This window comes from Mesorhizobium sp. M2A.F.Ca.ET.039.01.1.1 (assembly GCF_003998035.1).
GTDB lineage: Bacteria > Pseudomonadota > Alphaproteobacteria > Rhizobiales > Rhizobiaceae > Mesorhizobium.
Genome location: NZ_RZRY01000091.1, coordinates 1 through 14,324, shown reverse-complemented (window position 1 = coordinate 14,324; position 14,324 = coordinate 1). Strand labels below are relative to the sequence as shown.

18 protein-coding genes are annotated in these 14,324 nt (G+C 62.8%); 7 read left to right on the top strand and 11 right to left on the bottom strand.

Annotation, left to right across the window (positions count from 1 at the left end; translation table 11 throughout):
• The coding region (gene clpX, locus EOA24_RS10195; protein ID WP_127409778.1) for an ATP-dependent Clp protease ATP-binding subunit ClpX at positions 1-1,124 on the bottom strand (1,124 nt) is incomplete at its 3' end.
• 291 nt (positions 1,125-1,415) lie between these two features.
• Positions 1,416-2,051, bottom strand: a complete 636-nt coding sequence (gene clpP, locus EOA24_RS10190; RefSeq protein WP_126082438.1) for an ATP-dependent Clp endopeptidase proteolytic subunit ClpP — start codon at positions 2,049-2,051, stop codon at positions 1,416-1,418.
• A 346-nt stretch (positions 2,052-2,397) separates the two neighbouring features.
• On the opposite strand from clpP, the gene EOA24_RS10185 reads away from it, so the two are divergent.
• Both EOA24_RS10185 and EOA24_RS10180 read left to right on the top strand, forming a co-directional pair.
• Complete coding sequence (locus EOA24_RS10185; RefSeq protein WP_126082437.1) at positions 2,398-2,985, top strand: hypothetical protein; 588 nt, start codon at positions 2,398-2,400, stop codon at positions 2,983-2,985.
• A 114-nt stretch (positions 2,986-3,099) separates the two neighbouring features.
• On the top strand, positions 3,100-3,999 hold the full coding sequence (locus EOA24_RS10180; protein WP_189343118.1) for an ABC transporter substrate-binding protein: 900 nt from the start codon (positions 3,100-3,102) through the stop codon (positions 3,997-3,999).
• A gap of 42 nt (positions 4,000-4,041) precedes the next feature.
• Here the strand turns inward: EOA24_RS10180 and EOA24_RS10175 are convergent, their stop codons facing one another.
• Both EOA24_RS10175 and cysE read right to left on the bottom strand, forming a co-directional pair.
• Positions 4,042-4,245 (bottom strand): DUF3126 family protein, encoded by a 204-nt coding sequence (locus EOA24_RS10175; protein ID WP_027166457.1) that lies wholly within the window; start codon positions 4,243-4,245, stop codon positions 4,042-4,044.
• Positions 4,246-4,392: 147 nt separating this feature from the next.
• Complete coding sequence (cysE, locus tag EOA24_RS10170; protein ID WP_042644430.1) at positions 4,393-5,241, bottom strand: serine O-acetyltransferase; 849 nt, start codon at positions 5,239-5,241, stop codon at positions 4,393-4,395.
• A gap of 121 nt (positions 5,242-5,362) precedes the next feature.
• On the opposite strand from cysE, the gene EOA24_RS10165 reads away from it, so the two are divergent.
• The gene (locus EOA24_RS10165) at positions 5,363-5,971 is read left to right on the top strand and encodes a hypothetical protein (RefSeq protein ID WP_126082435.1); all 609 of its coding nucleotides are present in this window, start codon (positions 5,363-5,365) and stop codon (positions 5,969-5,971) included.
• Here the strand turns inward: EOA24_RS10165 and EOA24_RS10160 are convergent.
• The 4 genes from EOA24_RS10160 to EOA24_RS10145 form a co-directional block, all read right to left on the bottom strand.
• The gene (locus tag EOA24_RS10160) at positions 5,968-6,468 is read right to left on the bottom strand and encodes a GNAT family N-acetyltransferase (protein ID WP_126082434.1); all 501 of its coding nucleotides are present in this window, start codon (positions 6,466-6,468) and stop codon (positions 5,968-5,970) included. The two genes, EOA24_RS10165 and EOA24_RS10160, sit on opposite strands and share 4 nt — an antisense overlap.
• 23 nt (positions 6,469-6,491) lie before the next feature.
• Complete coding sequence (locus EOA24_RS10155; RefSeq protein ID WP_126082433.1) at positions 6,492-7,259, bottom strand: alpha/beta hydrolase; 768 nt, start codon at positions 7,257-7,259, stop codon at positions 6,492-6,494.
• Between the two features lie 16 nt (positions 7,260-7,275).
• Positions 7,276-7,770 (bottom strand): DUF192 domain-containing protein, encoded by a 495-nt coding sequence (locus EOA24_RS10150; RefSeq protein ID WP_126082432.1) that lies wholly within the window; start codon positions 7,768-7,770, stop codon positions 7,276-7,278.
• A 115-nt stretch (positions 7,771-7,885) separates the two neighbouring features.
• Positions 7,886-8,479, bottom strand: a complete 594-nt coding sequence (locus EOA24_RS10145) for a cold-shock protein (protein WP_126064639.1) — start codon at positions 8,477-8,479, stop codon at positions 7,886-7,888.
• Positions 8,480-8,739: 260 nt separating this feature from the next.
• On the opposite strand from EOA24_RS10145, the gene gloA reads away from it, so the two are divergent.
• Both gloA and EOA24_RS10135 read left to right on the top strand, forming a co-directional pair.
• On the top strand, positions 8,740-9,180 hold the full coding sequence (gene gloA, locus EOA24_RS10140; protein WP_126082431.1) for a lactoylglutathione lyase: 441 nt from the start codon (positions 8,740-8,742) through the stop codon (positions 9,178-9,180).
• A gap of 123 nt (positions 9,181-9,303) precedes the next feature.
• Positions 9,304-9,591, top strand: a complete 288-nt coding sequence (locus EOA24_RS10135) for a DUF2218 domain-containing protein (RefSeq protein WP_126082430.1) — start codon at positions 9,304-9,306, stop codon at positions 9,589-9,591.
• 11 nt (positions 9,592-9,602) lie between these two features.
• On the opposite strand, the gene EOA24_RS10130 is transcribed toward EOA24_RS10135, so the two are convergent.
• Both EOA24_RS10130 and ilvA read right to left on the bottom strand, forming a co-directional pair.
• The gene (locus EOA24_RS10130) at positions 9,603-10,163 is read right to left on the bottom strand and encodes a DUF1697 domain-containing protein (protein ID WP_126082429.1); all 561 of its coding nucleotides are present in this window, start codon (positions 10,161-10,163) and stop codon (positions 9,603-9,605) included.
• A complete protein-coding gene (gene ilvA, locus EOA24_RS10125) occupies positions 10,160-11,416 on the bottom strand; it encodes a threonine ammonia-lyase IlvA (RefSeq protein ID WP_126082428.1) in 1,257 nt (418 codons plus the stop codon). Before ilvA ends, EOA24_RS10130 begins: the two co-directional genes overlap by 4 nt.
• Positions 11,417-11,648: 232 nt before the next feature.
• Between ilvA and EOA24_RS10120 the strand changes: the two genes are divergently transcribed.
• A complete protein-coding gene (locus EOA24_RS10120) occupies positions 11,649-12,725 on the top strand; it encodes an alpha/beta hydrolase (protein WP_126082427.1) in 1,077 nt (358 codons plus the stop codon).
• 105 nt (positions 12,726-12,830) lie between these two features.
• Positions 12,831-13,991 carry an alpha/beta hydrolase gene (locus EOA24_RS10115; RefSeq protein WP_126082426.1) on the top strand — a complete coding sequence of 387 codons (1,161 nt, stop codon included), beginning with the start codon at positions 12,831-12,833 and terminating at the stop codon, positions 13,989-13,991.
• A gap of 6 nt (positions 13,992-13,997) precedes the next feature.
• Here the strand turns inward: EOA24_RS10115 and EOA24_RS10110 are convergent.
• Positions 13,998-14,324, bottom strand: a 327-nt coding sequence (locus tag EOA24_RS10110; protein WP_133374487.1) for an adenine deaminase C-terminal domain-containing protein, incomplete at its 5' end; no start/stop codon positions are given.

Genomic DNA, 14,324 nt, shown 5'->3' with positions numbered 1-14,324 from the left:
ATGATGGAGCGCAGGCCGCGCGCGCCGGTCTTCCGCTCGATCGCGCGCTTGGCGATCGCCGACAGCGCGTTCTCGTGGAAGGTCAGATCGACATTCTCCATCTCGAACAGCCGCTGATACTGCTTGACCAGCGCGTTCTTCGGCTCCGTCAGGATCTGGATCAGCGCCGGCTCGTCGAGGTCTTCCAGCGTCGCCAGGACCGGCAGACGGCCGACGAATTCCGGGATCAGGCCGAATTTCAGCAGATCCTCGGGCTCGACCTGGCGGAACAGGTCGCCGGTGCGGCGATCCTCCGGCGAGGCCACGGTCGCGCCGAAGCCGATCGAGGTCTTGCGGCCGCGATCCGAGATGATCTTGTCGAGGCCCGCGAAGGCGCCGCCGCAGATGAACAGGATGTTGGCGGTGTCGACCTGCAGGAACTCCTGCTGCGGATGCTTGCGGCCACCCTGCGGCGGCACCGAGGCGACCGTGCCTTCCATGATCTTCAGAAGCGCCTGCTGAACGCCCTCGCCCGACACGTCGCGGGTGATCGAGGGATTGTCCGACTTGCGCGAGATCTTGTCGATTTCATCGATATAGACGATGCCGCGCTGGGCGCGCTCGACATTGTAGTCGGCCGACTGCAACAGCTTCAGGATGATGTTCTCGACGTCCTCGCCGACATAGCCTGCCTCGGTCAGCGTCGTGGCGTCGGCCATGGTGAAGGGCACGTCGATGATGCGGGCGAGCGTCTGCGCCAGCAGCGTCTTGCCGCAGCCGGTCGGGCCGATCAGCAGGATGTTCGACTTTGCCAGCTCGACGTCGTTGTTCTTGCCGGCATGCGCGAGGCGCTTGTAGTGGTTGTGCACCGCCACCGACAGCACGCGCTTGGCGTAGGGCTGGCCGATGACATAGTCGTCGAGGACCTTGAGGATCTCCTGCGGGGTCGGCACGCCCTCGCGCGACTTCACCATCGAGGTCTTGTTCTCCTCGCGGATGATGTCCATGCAGAGCTCGACGCACTCGTCGCAGATGAAGACGGTCGGTCCGGCGATCAGCTTGCGGACTTCGTGCTGGCTCTTGCCGCAAAACGAGCAGTAAAGCGTGTTCTTTGAATCACCGCCGCCGTTGCTGACCTTGCTCATTTTTCTGTCCTTTCACCAACGCCCGCCGATGGTCTGGCTTTCAGTGACGTCTCACCAATCTATCGCGGGAATCCGCCCCCGCCAGTGTCCCGGCTCACACAGCGCATTCTGTACGAAACACGAAATCAGAAAACGCGGCAATGATTCGCTGCAACCCCATTCAAAGCTAAGCCGTCGAAAATCAACATAGCCTTAACGTAGGCAATCCCAACGCCTGAGGGAACAGCCAAATGTGGCCGAAATGCCGCAAGCCGCGCCAAAACCGAGTTATGCTGTCGTTTGTTGCCGAAATCAGGCTGAAGCCGTGGCTGTCTCGGCGGCCTCGCGGCTCGAGATGACCTTGTCGATCAGACCGAAATCCCGGGCCTCGTCCGCGGTCATGAAGTGGTCGCGGTCGAGCGTCCGCTCGATCTCCTCATAGCTCTTGCCGGTATGCTTGACATAGACCTCGTTCAAGCGGCGCTTCAGCTTGATGATGTCCTGCGCATGACGTTCGATGTCCGACGCCTGACCCTGGAAGCCACCGGACGGCTGGTGGACCATGATCCGGGCGTTCGGCGTGGCGAAACGCATGTCCTTGTGGCCGGCGGTCAGAAGCAGCGACCCCATCGAGGCGGCCTGACCGATGCAGAGCGTCGACACGGCCGGTTTGATGAACTGCATGGTGTCGTAGATCGCCATGCCCGAGGTGACGACGCCGCCCGGCGAATTGATGTAGAGGTTGATTTCCTTCTTGGGGTTCTCCGCCTCGAGGAACAAAAGCTGTGCACAAACCAGCGTCGCCATCCCGTCCTCGACCGGACCGGTGATGAAGATGATGCGTTCCTTCAAGAGGCGCGAGAAAATGTCATAGGCGCGCTCGCCGCGATTGGTCTGCTCGACCACCATCGGAACGAGGTTCATGTAGGTTTCAACGGGGTTCTTCATGGACTACCCTTGTTGGAGATGGATTTCCGGCACCTTGTTATACGAGCAATGGCGCGGAATCGTTCTGGATCGGTTACGACCTAAATAGGATGCCGGCTCACCCTAGCGCAAGGCCGCCTCTCCTAGCCATCTGGTTAAGTCGAGTAAAGCGCGACCGGCCCGGGAAATACCGCCGATTTGATCGCGCGCGACGGCTTCGGTCCTGGTTGGCCGCACGAAGCCATCCGCAAGGTAGCAATTCCTTAACCGCGCCGCTTAACGAAAAGCCTTGAAATCACTGTCCGACCCCGGACCTTCCGCTACAGTCCTGCGTTGTGAAGGCGTCCTTTTTCAACGGGGGAATGTCATGATCCGCAAACACTCCGTATCGCTGGCGGCGGTCGCGATGCTTGCCAGCGTCTCAGGAACCGCCGCCGGCAGCCGCGCGCTCGAATGCTACGAGCCGATCCACAGGCCGGCCCTCTATGACACCGTCTACGAAGATGTGATGGTAAGCCCCGGCGGGCAGGTGGTCGATTACGACGCGCCGATCTTCGGTGCCTATCAAAGCGTGGACCAGATCGCGCCGCCGCGGGTCACCTATGAGACCGTCCCGGCTGTCACGCGCACGCTCTATCATACGGTCAAGGTCTACGACGGCGGCTATGCCTGGGAATGGCGCATCATCCATGGCCGCAAGGTGCTGTGCAAGGTATGGCGCAAGGCCCGCTATGCGCGCGTCGCCGAAACGGTCGTGGTCCAGCCGGAGCGCGTCCGGCGCGTCGTTCAGCCGGCGGAGTATGAAGCGGTTGCCCACGAAGTGCTGGTGCGGCCGCAGCAGGTCCGCATCCGGGAAATCCCGCCTTCATACGGGACGGTGGCGCGACGGGTGGTGGTGCGGGAAGGTTCCACCAGCTGGCGTCGGGTGCATATCCCACGACATTGCCAGGATTAGGCGCCGTCTCGCGCACGGGAAGCGGGTTTTTCGGCATTTCGCCCGGACGACGCTGTGGTAGCGTCGACATCGAAACGGCGCGGGCGCGCCAAGAAACTGCCGGGAATGCGAAGAATGCGGCCTTCAGACATCCCCGTTGTCGGCGTTCTGCTCGCCGGCGACCGCTCGTATCCGAGCTTCGGCTCTTTCTGCGGGGCGATCGGAGAGCTGGGCTACCGGGACGGTGAAACCATCCAGATCGAGCCTCGCTTTGCCGACGGCTATCTTGATCGCCTTCTAGCCCTTGCCGGCGAGCTTGTTCAGCGCGGAGCCGAGATCATCGTCGCCATTGGGGCCGTGAGCTACTGGGCTGCTCGCGAGGCGGCGCCCGATCTGCCGATCGTCTTTGCCGTCGTGCTCGATCCGGTATCGGCGAAAATCGTCCAGAACGTCGAGCGGCCCGGCGGCCGCACGACGGGATGCTCGAATTTCGACCCAGGCCAGATCCGCGAGCAAGTGCGAATGTTGAAGCAGGTGGCGCCGAACCTGAGGCGCCTGGCGATTTTGGGCGACGCGGGGGTTCCAGACATCCTGCCGAAACTCTCAAAAGCAGCAGCCGAAGCGGAAGGCCTCGACATTTGCGTTCACTTGCTTGGAAGCGAGGAAGACCTCGAGGCTGGTTTCGCCATCTTCGCGGCTGCCGAGGCGGACGGACTGCTGTGCCTGGAGGTCCCGCGAACCACGACTTACGGGGCCAGGATCGTCGGGATGGCGAACACTGCGGGGTTGCCGGCCGTTTTCGGCAGGGACCAGGCGAGGTACGGTCCGCTGCTGGCCTATGGCACGAGCCTCGCATTTGCCGCGCGCCGGTCGGCCAGCCAGGTCGCTATGATCCTCGAGGGAGCCGACGCCGGCGCGCTTGCAGTCGAATATGTCCGCCGGCCCGAGTTGATCGTCAATTTGAACGCTGCGCGCAAAATAGCAGCCATATTGCCCGACAGCTTGCTTCGGTTGGCCACCGAAATCGTCGGGTAGCTGTCGGGATGCTCCATTCGGCGGCAGTTCGCTAAGGCTGATTTAGGCCAGATCGATGTCGAGAATGGCCATCGAGAAATTATAGTCGCCGTCGTCCTCATCCTTGAAGACGATGCCGAGGAATTCGTCGCCGACATAGACCTCGGCCGAGTCTTCCTTGCGCGGGCGCGCCTTGACCTGCAGCTTGGGGTTCTGGAAGACGCGCTTGAAATAGGCGTCCAGCTTTCTGATTTCGTCAGGCTTCAAAAGTCTTCTCCGAAATGTCGGCCTTGTTCGTGGGAACGCGCTTCTGACACGCCAACGATGGCCATGTAAAGGCAAGCCGGCAGGATAACATGGGAGAACAGTCAAGCGGAACCGGCGGCCCGTTCGGCCGCCGCCGGTAAGCCTCGGTCAGATGTCGAAGCTGACCACGTGGTCCATGCTCTGCGACGGCAGGAGCTGGTCCATCTGCCGCGAAGGCTGGTCGCAGCCGGTCTCGCCGACGACGCGTGCGGGCACGCCGGCGACCGTCTTGTTGTGCGGCACGGGCGACAGCACGACCGAGCCCGCCGCGATCTTCGAGCAATGGCCGATCTCGATATTGCCGAGGATCTTGGCGCCGGCGCCGATCAGCACGCCCCGGCGGATCTTCGGATGGCGGTCGCCATTGGCCTTGCCGGTGCCGCCCAGCGTCACCCCATGCAGGATCGACACGTCATCCTCGATGACGGCCGTCTGGCCGACGACAAGGCCCGTGGCATGGTCGAGGAAGATGCCCTTGCCGATGCGGGCGGCTGGATTGATGTCGGTCTGGAACACCGAGGACGAGCGGCTCTGCAGATAGAGCGCGAAATCCCTGCGGCCATGGTTCCATAGCCAATGCGCCAGCCGGTGCGTCTGGATGGCGTGAAAACCCTTGAAATAGAGGACCGGCATGATGAAGCGGTCGCAGGCCGGGTCGCGGTCGTAATAGGCCTGGATGTCGACGCGAACCGTCGTGCTCCACTCCGGATCGTCGTCCAGCATCGCCTTGAAGGTCTGGCGGATGAGATCGGAGCCGATGTCCTGATGCGCCAGGCGCTCGGCAAGCCGGTGGATTACCGCTTCTTCCAGGCTCTCCTGGTTGAGGATGGTCGAATAGAGGAAGGCCGCAAGCAAGGGATCGCGGTTCACCGCCTCCATCGCCTCGTCGCGGATCGACCGCCATATCGGATCGACCGGCTGCACCATGCTGGGGCGGGCAATCGTAATGCTGTTCATCGACGGTCTCCGGCCTTGCTCATTCTCGGGCGGCACATATAAGCGAAATCATAGCACGGTTGAACTCAATTTTCCTTAGTGCTTTGTCAAATGGACCTGGTTCACGCAGATTCAAGCGACGATGGAAAACGAACCCTTGATCGACGAGGCGCTGAAAAGCGAGCTTGCGGCGCTCTATAGCGCCGAAGATCGCCACTATCACGACCTCTCCCACATCGAGGCGATGCTGGCGCTGGCTGACGAATACCGAGGCCTGCTCGATGATCCGCAGGCCGTCGAGGCCGCGATCTGGTTTCACGACGCCATCTATGACAGCCGCGCCAAGGACAATGAGGCAAAAAGCGCCCAACTGGCCGAGAAAAGGCTCGCCGGACGAGTCGATCCTGGTCGCATCGTCCGCATAGCGGCAATGATCAACGCCACCGCCAACCACCAGTTGCCGCCTTTGCGCGATGAGGACGCACTCAGCGATGCCGCTCTTCTGCTCGACATGGATCTGGCGATCCTCGGCGCCGACCCTGCTGTCTTCGACGCCTATGAGCAGGCGGTCCGGCTGGAATATGGCTGGGTGGAAGAGCCGATGTGGCGCGCTGGCCGAGCGGGCGTCCTGAAGAGCTTCCTCGCCCGGCCGCATATTTTCTACATGACCGAGTTCCGGCAGCGCTTCGAGGCCCAGGCGAGACAGAACATCGAGCGATCACTCGCGGCGCTGGAAAGCGGGACTGCCTAATCCGGAAAGGTTTCCATCCGTCGCGCATAGGCGCTGAATCCGGCGCGTCCATAGACCGATTGCGCGGCTGGATGATCATAAGTATCGGTGTGGAGCCAAAGCCGTTTCGGCCGATGCGACCACGCCGCGCGCAACGCCCGGTCGAGCAGGAACGGCCCAAGCCGCTTGCTTTGAAAAGCTGGAACCAACCCGAAGTGGACGAGCTCGATTGCCGCTTCGCCGACATTGTTGAACTCGCAGAATCCACCGGCTTCGCCATCGAAGCGCAGCACGTGGATATGTGTGGCATCGTCGGCGAGCAGCGTTTCGAGTTCCGCCCCGGGCATCCGCAGCCGCTGGTCCCATTGCACCGGTCCGCCAACCGCGCGGTAGAGATCGAGATAGCTGGAAGGATCGAGCCTTTCGCGCGCCACGATGGCGCCGGGCAAAGGTGACGTACGCGGCGCGCCCCGGGGCGGCGGGGACATCTCCATGTAGGTGACGAGAAGATCGACCATTGTCAGGCGGGGAGCGAGCGCGCTCAGAGCGGGTATTCGGCGTAGAATTCGAGCACGCGCTGCTTGAAGCTCTTGTCGCCGACGGCGAGCATATGGTCGCGTCCCTCGATGTGGAACGCCCTGGCATTGGGCATCAGGGCGGCGAGTTCGTCCGGCGAGCCGCCGATATCGTCCTGGGTGCCGACCGCGATCAGCGTCGGCTGGGCGATGCGCGCCATGTCGTCCTCGCTGAGCAGCTCGCGCGAAGTTGCGATGCACGCCGCGAGCGCGCGCCTGTCGCTGCGCGTCTGGTCTGCGAAGGCGCGGAAAGAGCGGCCGCGCGGATGCGTGTTTTGCGACGGGTCTTCCGCCAACAGCGCCGCCGCGATCGGGTCCCAGTCGCCGACGCCGTCGACCATGCCGATGCCGAGGCCACCGAACACCAGCGTCGCGACCTTCTGCGGGTCGGAAAGCGCCAGGAAGGCCGAAACCCGCGCGCCCATCGAATAACCCATGACATGGGCACGTTCGATGCCGAGGTGATCGAGCAGCGCGGCCGCATCGGAAGCCATCTTGGCCGGCGTGTAATCGGCCTCGTCGTAACTCTTTGACGACGAGCCATGGCCGCGATTGTCGAAGGCAATCGCCCGGTAGCCGGCGTCGTTCAGCGTCTTGAACCAGCCCGGCGAGACCCAATTGACATAGTGGCTGGAGGCAAAGCCATGGATCATCATAACGGGGTCGAACTGCCCCGACGCCGGCTGGCGATCGAGATAGGCGAGTTCAAAACCGTCATGCGAAAGGAATTGCATCGGCAGAAACTGCTTTTCAGTTGGATCCGGCGCCGATGGCCGGATGGCGCAAAAAATCGCCTTCCTTGATGCCGTCCCTGGCGGCGGTGCCTGCCTTCAACTCAAGCACGAAGCGCACGGGCTGTCCGGGTGAGATGATCGCCTCGGACTCGGGCTCGCCGCGCTTGATCGCCTTGATCCGGCCGTCCTCGCCGACAAACACGAGGTCGAGAGCCATCGGCGTGTTCTTCATCCAGAAATCCACCTCATCGGTTCTGTCGAAGACGAACAACATGCCGTGATCGTCGGCCATCGTCCGGCGGAACATCAGGCCCGCCTCCCGCTCCGCGGAAGTGTCGGCGATCTCGATGGAGAAGGAACGCTCGCCCGAACCGGTCGCCACCACCAGAGGCGTCCGGTCGATCGGCAGCAGCATCGCATCCGCCGAACTCGGCTTCGCGGCCATGAAACAGGCGGCGAAAACGATCGCGGCGCAGAGCGCGCCCGCAGTCAGCCAATTGCGATGAGCCATCAAGGTACCTCGTCCAGACGCTCGTCCTAAACCATGATCCGCGGAAGTGGAACCGGTTTTCGGAGAAGATAGTCGGTCCGCGGCAAAGGCGCTTTTGGACGGAGTCGAGAAGTCCTTAATGCGAGACCGACAAGGTACCCATATCGGGGTGGATTTCGGCGGCCATAAGGCCTTTGTCGCCACGTCCGAAGCGCACCAGCACGACCTGGCCGGGCCGGAGCTCGGTTATGCCGTAGCGCCGCAAGGTTTCCATGTGGACGAAGATATCTTCGGTTCCCTCGCCCCGCGTCAGGAAGCCAAAACCCTTGGTGCGGTTGAACCACTTGACCAGAGCCCGCTCGAGGCCGCTCTCCGGGCTGACGGTAACGTGGGTGCGCTGCTCCTGCTCCGCCGGATGAACGGCCGTCGAAGCATCCATGGACAGGACGCGGAAAGCCTGCAATCCGCGCTCGCCCTGTTTCACCAGGCAGACGACCCGCGCGCCCTCGAGCGCCGTCTGGAAGCCGTCCTTTCGAAGACATGTCACATGGAGGAGGATGTCACCCGAGACGCCGTCGTCCGGAAGGATGAAGCCGTAGCCCTTGGCCACGTCGAACCATTTGATAGCCCCGGCGATTTCGACAAGCTCGGCGGAGTCGCCGCCATTGTCCCGCTTCAAGGCGTCGTCAAGGCTTCCGTCCCGCCTCGTGAAAGAGGCTTTTTCCCCCATAAGAATGCCCCCTTTTTCAAATCGAACTGCAACTGATTCTTGCCGAGAGATTAACACTGCGGCTTCCGGGGTGTGCAAGGGCTGACGTGCCTTTTTTCACCGTTCAGCACCGGAAAGGCTGAAATGTTGTTTGCCGGCGCTTCCCGAAGACGACTGGCGGGCCCTAAAATCGACCGCGCCGCCGCTATTGTCGGACGATTGCCCTTTCGTCGGGTGGCCCCTATGGTGCCTCACAACCCCAACAAGCCGAGGAAGTCCCCATGCGCTATCTGCACACAATGGTTCGCGTCGCCGATATCGACCAGTCGCTCGATTTCTACTGCAACAAGCTCGGCCTGAAGGAGGTGCGCCGCTACGAAAACGAGCAGGGCCGCTACACGCTAATCTTCCTCGCCGCGCCCGAAGACGAGCAGAGCGGCATCAACGAGAAGGCGCCGCTGGTCGAGCTGACCTACAATTGGGACCCGGAGGACTACAGGGGCGGCCGCAGTTTCGGCCACCTCGCCTATGAGGTCGACGACATCTACGCCACCTGCCAGAAGCTGATGGACAGCGGCGTGACCATCAACCGTCCGCCGCGCGACGGCAACATGGCCTTCGTCCGCTCGCCGGACGGCATCTCGATCGAGCTCCTGCAGAAAGGCCCGGCCAAGGTAAAGGCCGAACCGTGGGCCTCGATGGCGAACACGGGCGTCTGGTAAAACTCGGCGAAGCGCGCCGATTTTACCGGCCGCCGCTGGCGTTTCCCCAGATGCTGCCTATCTACCGGAAATTGGCGCCAGCCCCGTCCAGGCTGGCGTTTCTTCATCCGCCAGGAGAATTTCATGCTGACCAGCCGCGCCGATGTCGCCACCGAACATGCCAGCCGCTACCTGCAGCAGCTCTGCAAGCACTGGTCGCACAAATTCCCGGTTGAGTTCGACCCACGGCATGGCGCTATCCAGCTCTCGATCGGCCGCACCGTCATGGACGCCGACGATCAGGCGCTGCACATCGCTCTGGCCGCCGACGATGAAGCTTCACTGGACCGGTTGGAGACGGTGGTCGCCGACCATATCAAGCGCTTCGCCTTCCGCGAGGAATTGAGCTTCGACTGGCAAAAGGCCGCCTGACAAATCGGCGATCAGCCGCCGGCTTTTCCGGCCATATCGAGCAACGCCAGCACGCTGCGCCAGTTTCGCGCCGTGCCAGGCACCTTCAAGGTGCGCGGAATCAGATTGGCGAACACCGATTTGCCGAGCCCGTCCGGCGCGTGAAGGTAAAGCACGTCGCCCTTGATCTCGAAGCGCTCGGGGCCGGTGCATTTGTCCGCGAGCCGCTGCGTCTCCTCAGCCGTCGGCTCGCGCTCCAGCGCATAGGCATGCAGCTTGGTCGGCTCCCCCGAGATCTCGGGATAGGGATTGTCCTTCACCAGCCGCTCGAACCAGCCGGCATCGCGCACCATGATGCGCGAATTGAAACCCCATTTCTTCTCGAAGGCCGCCTCGATCTCCTTGGTGAGCGCTGCTGCATCGCCTTTCTTCGCCCGGAACACGACATTGCCGCTCTGCACATAGGTCGCGACATCGGTGAAGCCGAGGCCCTCGAAGAAGGCTTTGAGCTCCGCCATCTTGACGATGCGGTTGCCGCCGACATTGATGCCGGAAAACAACGCGACGAAGACCGTGCCTTGTTTTTCGCTCATATGATGAAGCCCGCCAGGGTCTCGTTGTCGGTGATATCCTGATACTGCACGCCCTCGGCGTCGAAATTGGCCTTCAGCAGATAGAAATTGCGCCGGTCCTTGGTCTCGATGCCGATCAGCACCGAGCCGAAATTGCGCGCCGACTTCTTCAGATATTCGAAGCGGGCGATGTCGTCGTCTGGACCGAGCATTTCGAGGAAATCGCGCAGCGCGCCCGGCCGCTGCGGGAAGCGGATGATGAAATACTTCTTCAGCCCCTCGAAGCGCAGCGCCCGCTCCTTCACGTCGGGCAGCCGCTCGAAGTCGAAATTGCCGCCGGATACGACCGCGACGATGGTCTTGCCCCTGATCTCCTTGCGCGAAAAATCCTTGAGCGCGTCGATAGCCAGCGCGCCGGCCGGCTCCACCACGACGCCCTCGACATTGAGCATCTCGATCATCGTGGCGCAGAGCCGGTTCTCCGGAACCAGCCGGACGGCATCGGCGGCGAAGTCCTTGAGGTGGCGCAGCGGCTCGCGGCCGATCTCGGCCACCGCGGCGCCGTCGACGAAATTGTCGACCTTGGCGAGCTTCACCCGCTTGCCGCTGGCAAGGCTTTCACGCAGGCTCGGCGCGCCGGCAGGTTCGCAGAACACGAAACGCGGGTCGCGATGCTGGTCGGCGAAATAGTGGGTCACGCCGGCGGCAAGGCCGCCGCCGCCCACCGGCAGCATGACGATGTCGGGCGCGCGCGCGCCCGGCATCTGCGCCGCGATTTCGTAGGCCACGGTGGCCTGGCCCTCGATGATGTCCTTGTGGTCGAAGGGCGGCACCATATGCGCGCCGGCGCTTTCGGTGAATTCGAAGGCGGCGCGGTAGCAATCGTCGAAGAAGTCGCCGACCAGCCTGATCTCGACGAAATCGCCGCCGAACAGCCGCGTCTTGTCGATCTTCTGCTGCGGCGTCGTCACCGGCATGAACACGACGCCCTTCTTGCCGAAATGGCGGCAGACGAAGGCAAAGCCCTGCGCATGGTTGCCGGCCGAGGCGCAGACGAACAGCTCGGCATTGTTGCCGGCGGCAAGCGCCTTGCGGAAGAAATTGAAGGCGCCCCTGATCTTGTAGGAACGCACCGGCGTCAGGTCCTCGCGCTTCAACAGCACGCGGGCGCCGGTCTTCTTCGACAGATAGTCGTTCTCCTGGAGCGGCGTTTCCGGAAAGATTTCGCGGATCGCCTCGGCGGCCACGGCGACGCGGGCGGAAAAGCTGTTCACTACCAGTCCCTCATTTTCGATCTCGCCGGCACGCGCCAGCACCCCTGCCGGTGCCCGCAACCTTCCTGCCGCCCTTTTGGCTTTCGCGCAACACCACGGTGGTCCTCGCCCGGCGCTGAGCCAATTTCCACTAGACACGACTTACTTTAGCCGCACTTCGGCTGTCCGGGAGATTTCCGCGGAGGTGGACGGCCAATCGCGGCCAAAGTGGAATTGCAGCGGAAGTGTCGACGTGCGGTTGAAGACGATTTTCATCATTGCCCTTGCACTGCTGACGGCAGGCTGCGCGGGTCCCCAGACGCAGGAAATCCTGGGCAGCGTGGTCGTGCCGACCCAGGCGACCGAGATCGCGGGCAACCATTCGATCTTCATCGCCACCACGCGCAAGCGGTCCGACGATCCGAACAAGGTCTTCGACGGCGAACGCTCGGCGACGCTGAACTATGCCCGCGTCAACGTCACCGTTCCGCCGATTCACCAGGTCGGCCAGATCGAGCGCCGCTCGCGCGGCAAGTCGGACGATCCGACCAAGTATTTCATGGCCTCGGAAGTCGTCGGCTACGACACGCAGCCGAAATTCACCAGCGCCCTCAACGCCGACATCGACGCCCGCGGCGGACGTGTGATGGTCTTCGTCCACGGCTACAACACCGGCTTCGACGACGCCGTCTACCGGCTCACCCAGATCGTCCATGATTCCGGCTATCCGGGCACGCCGGTGCTGTTCTCCTGGGCATCCGGCGCCAAGACCACCGACTATGTCTATGACAAGGAAAGTGCCGCCGCCGCGCGCGACCAGCTGGAAGTGACGCTCAGGATGCTGGCGCAGACCGGTGCCCGGCGCATCGACATCGTCGCCCATTCGATGGGAACTTGGGTGACGATGGAAACGCTGCGCCAGCTCGCCATCACCGGCGATCGCGATCTGAGCGGCAAGCTGGGCGACGTGGTGCTCGCATCGCCCGATATCGATGTCGACGTCTTCAAGAGCCAGATGCGCCGTTACGGCAAGCCGGACAAGCCCTTCATCCTGCTTCTGTCGGATGACGACCGGGCGCTCAGGCTCTCCGGCCTGATCGCCGGCTCGCGGCCGCGCGTCGGCGACTATCGTGACGCCGCCGATCTTGCCTCCTATGGCGTCACGGTGGTCGACCTTTCCAATGAGAAGGGTGCCGACAGCTTCAATCATACGAAATTCGCCGACAACCCTGCGCTGGTGAAGATGATCGGACAGCGGCTGCGCGAGGACGACGGCTTTGCCAGCGACCGCGACGTGACCGACCGCATCCGCCAGCTGGCTGCGCAGTGACCCTGTCCACGTGGTTTCCGCATCACGTGACTTTGAACTGGACCCGGCCGCTCCCTGCCTTTATCGGAGTAAGGGAGAGGTTTGCCGCCCTTGGGGGGACCCCGGTTGACTGTGCATGTGAAGATCGTTGTCGGCCTTGCCTTCGCGCTCACCCTCGCCGGCTGCGCCGGCCCCACGCACGATCTGCTCAACCGCAAACCTGTCTCCGCGCCAGCCTCCGACATTGCCGCCAGGCATGAGATCTTCGTCGCCACCACCCGCCAGCAGGCGACCAAGGATCCCCGCCAGGTGTTCGACGGCGACCGTTCGCTGACCACCGGATACGCCCGCGTCCACGTCACCGTGCCCAAGATCCACCAGGTCGGCGCGATCGAGCGCGCCAAGGGCTCCGCCGACAGCAATCCGGCTAAGCAATTTACCGCCACCGAAGTCGTCCACTATGCGGATGCCTCGCAGTTCGCCAAGGCGGTCGGCTCCAATATTGCCATAGGCGGCGACCGCGCTCTGGTTTTCGTGCACGGCTTCAACAACGGCTTCGACGACGGCGTGTTCCGGCTGACGCAGATCGCGCACGACACGAAATACCCAGGGACGCCAGTGCTGTTTTCCTGGGCATCGAGCGGCAAGACCACCGGCTACATCTACGACAAGGACAGTTCGACCGCAGCGCGCGACGACCTCGAGGCGACGCTGCGGATGCTCGCCAAAACACGCGTCAAGAGCATCGACATCATCGCCCATTCGATGGGCACCTGGCTGACGATGGAAGCGCTGCGCCAGCTCGCCATCACCGGCGACCGCGATCTGAACGGCAAGCTCGGCTATGTCGTTCTGGCGTCGCCGGACATCGACGTCGACGTCTTCAAGAAGCAGATGATCCGCTACGGCAAGCCCGATAAGCCCTTCGCCATCCTGCTTTCAGGCGACGACCGAGCGCTGAAGCTGTCGAGCTTCATCTCCGGCGACAAGCCGCGCGTCGGCGACTACGGCAATGCGGCCGATCTCGCGAGTTACGGCGTGGTTGTTGCGGATCTGACCAACACCAAAGGCGGCGACCGTTTGAACCATGCCAAATTCGCCGATAACCCGATCCTGGTGCAATTGCTTGGCGACCGGCTGCGCACGCCGGCAGCCCTGCGAGCGGGCGAACCTCAGGGAGCCGGGTTGGACAATATCGGCCAAGGGCTCGGCAAAGCCGTGGGATCGGTCGCCGAAGTGGTCATCACCACGCCGTTCAAGGTGCTGACCATCGCGACGGGCGGATGACCTGCTTTAGATAAAAAGATCGACCTTCTGGAAGGTCGTCACGTCGACAAGACCGACATCCGATATCCTGAGCTCCGGGATAACCACCAGCGCCAGCAGCGAGTGCTGCATATAGGCGTTGTTAAGCGAGCAGCCGACCTTGCGCATGGCCTCTGTCAATTGCTCGGCTTTCGCCGCGACGATCTCGGCGCGTTCGTCAGACATCAGGCCGGCGATCGGCATCTCGACCAGCGCCAGTTCCTTGCCCTTGGAATAGAGCACCACGCCGCCGCCGACCTCGCCCAACCGGTTGACGGCCAAAGCCATGTCTTCCTTGTTGGTGCCGACGACGAT

Coding starts and splice junctions, on each gene's coding strand:
- clpP (WP_126082438.1), bottom strand. CDS start 2,051: ATGAAGAACCCCGTTGAAACCTACATGAACCTCGTTCCGATGGTGGTC.
- EOA24_RS10185 (WP_126082437.1), top strand. CDS start 2,398: ATGATCCGCAAACACTCCGTATCGCTGGCGGCGGTCGCGATGCTTGCC.
- EOA24_RS10180 (WP_189343118.1), top strand. CDS start 3,100: ATGCGGCCTTCAGACATCCCCGTTGTCGGCGTTCTGCTCGCCGGCGAC.
- cysE (WP_042644430.1), bottom strand. CDS start 5,241: ATGAACAGCATTACGATTGCCCGCCCCAGCATGGTGCAGCCGGTCGAT.
- EOA24_RS10165 (WP_126082435.1), top strand. CDS start 5,363: ATGGAAAACGAACCCTTGATCGACGAGGCGCTGAAAAGCGAGCTTGCG.
- EOA24_RS10160 (WP_126082434.1), bottom strand. CDS start 6,468: ATGGTCGATCTTCTCGTCACCTACATGGAGATGTCCCCGCCGCCCCGG.
- EOA24_RS10155 (WP_126082433.1), bottom strand. CDS start 7,259: ATGCAATTCCTTTCGCATGACGGTTTTGAACTCGCCTATCTCGATCGC.
- EOA24_RS10150 (WP_126082432.1), bottom strand. CDS start 7,770: ATGGCTCATCGCAATTGGCTGACTGCGGGCGCGCTCTGCGCCGCGATC.
- EOA24_RS10145 (WP_126064639.1), bottom strand. CDS start 8,479: ATGGGGGAAAAAGCCTCTTTCACGAGGCGGGACGGAAGCCTTGACGAC.
- gloA (WP_126082431.1), top strand. CDS start 8,740: ATGCGCTATCTGCACACAATGGTTCGCGTCGCCGATATCGACCAGTCG.
- EOA24_RS10135 (WP_126082430.1), top strand. CDS start 9,304: ATGCTGACCAGCCGCGCCGATGTCGCCACCGAACATGCCAGCCGCTAC.
- EOA24_RS10130 (WP_126082429.1), bottom strand. CDS start 10,163: ATGAGCGAAAAACAAGGCACGGTCTTCGTCGCGTTGTTTTCCGGCATC.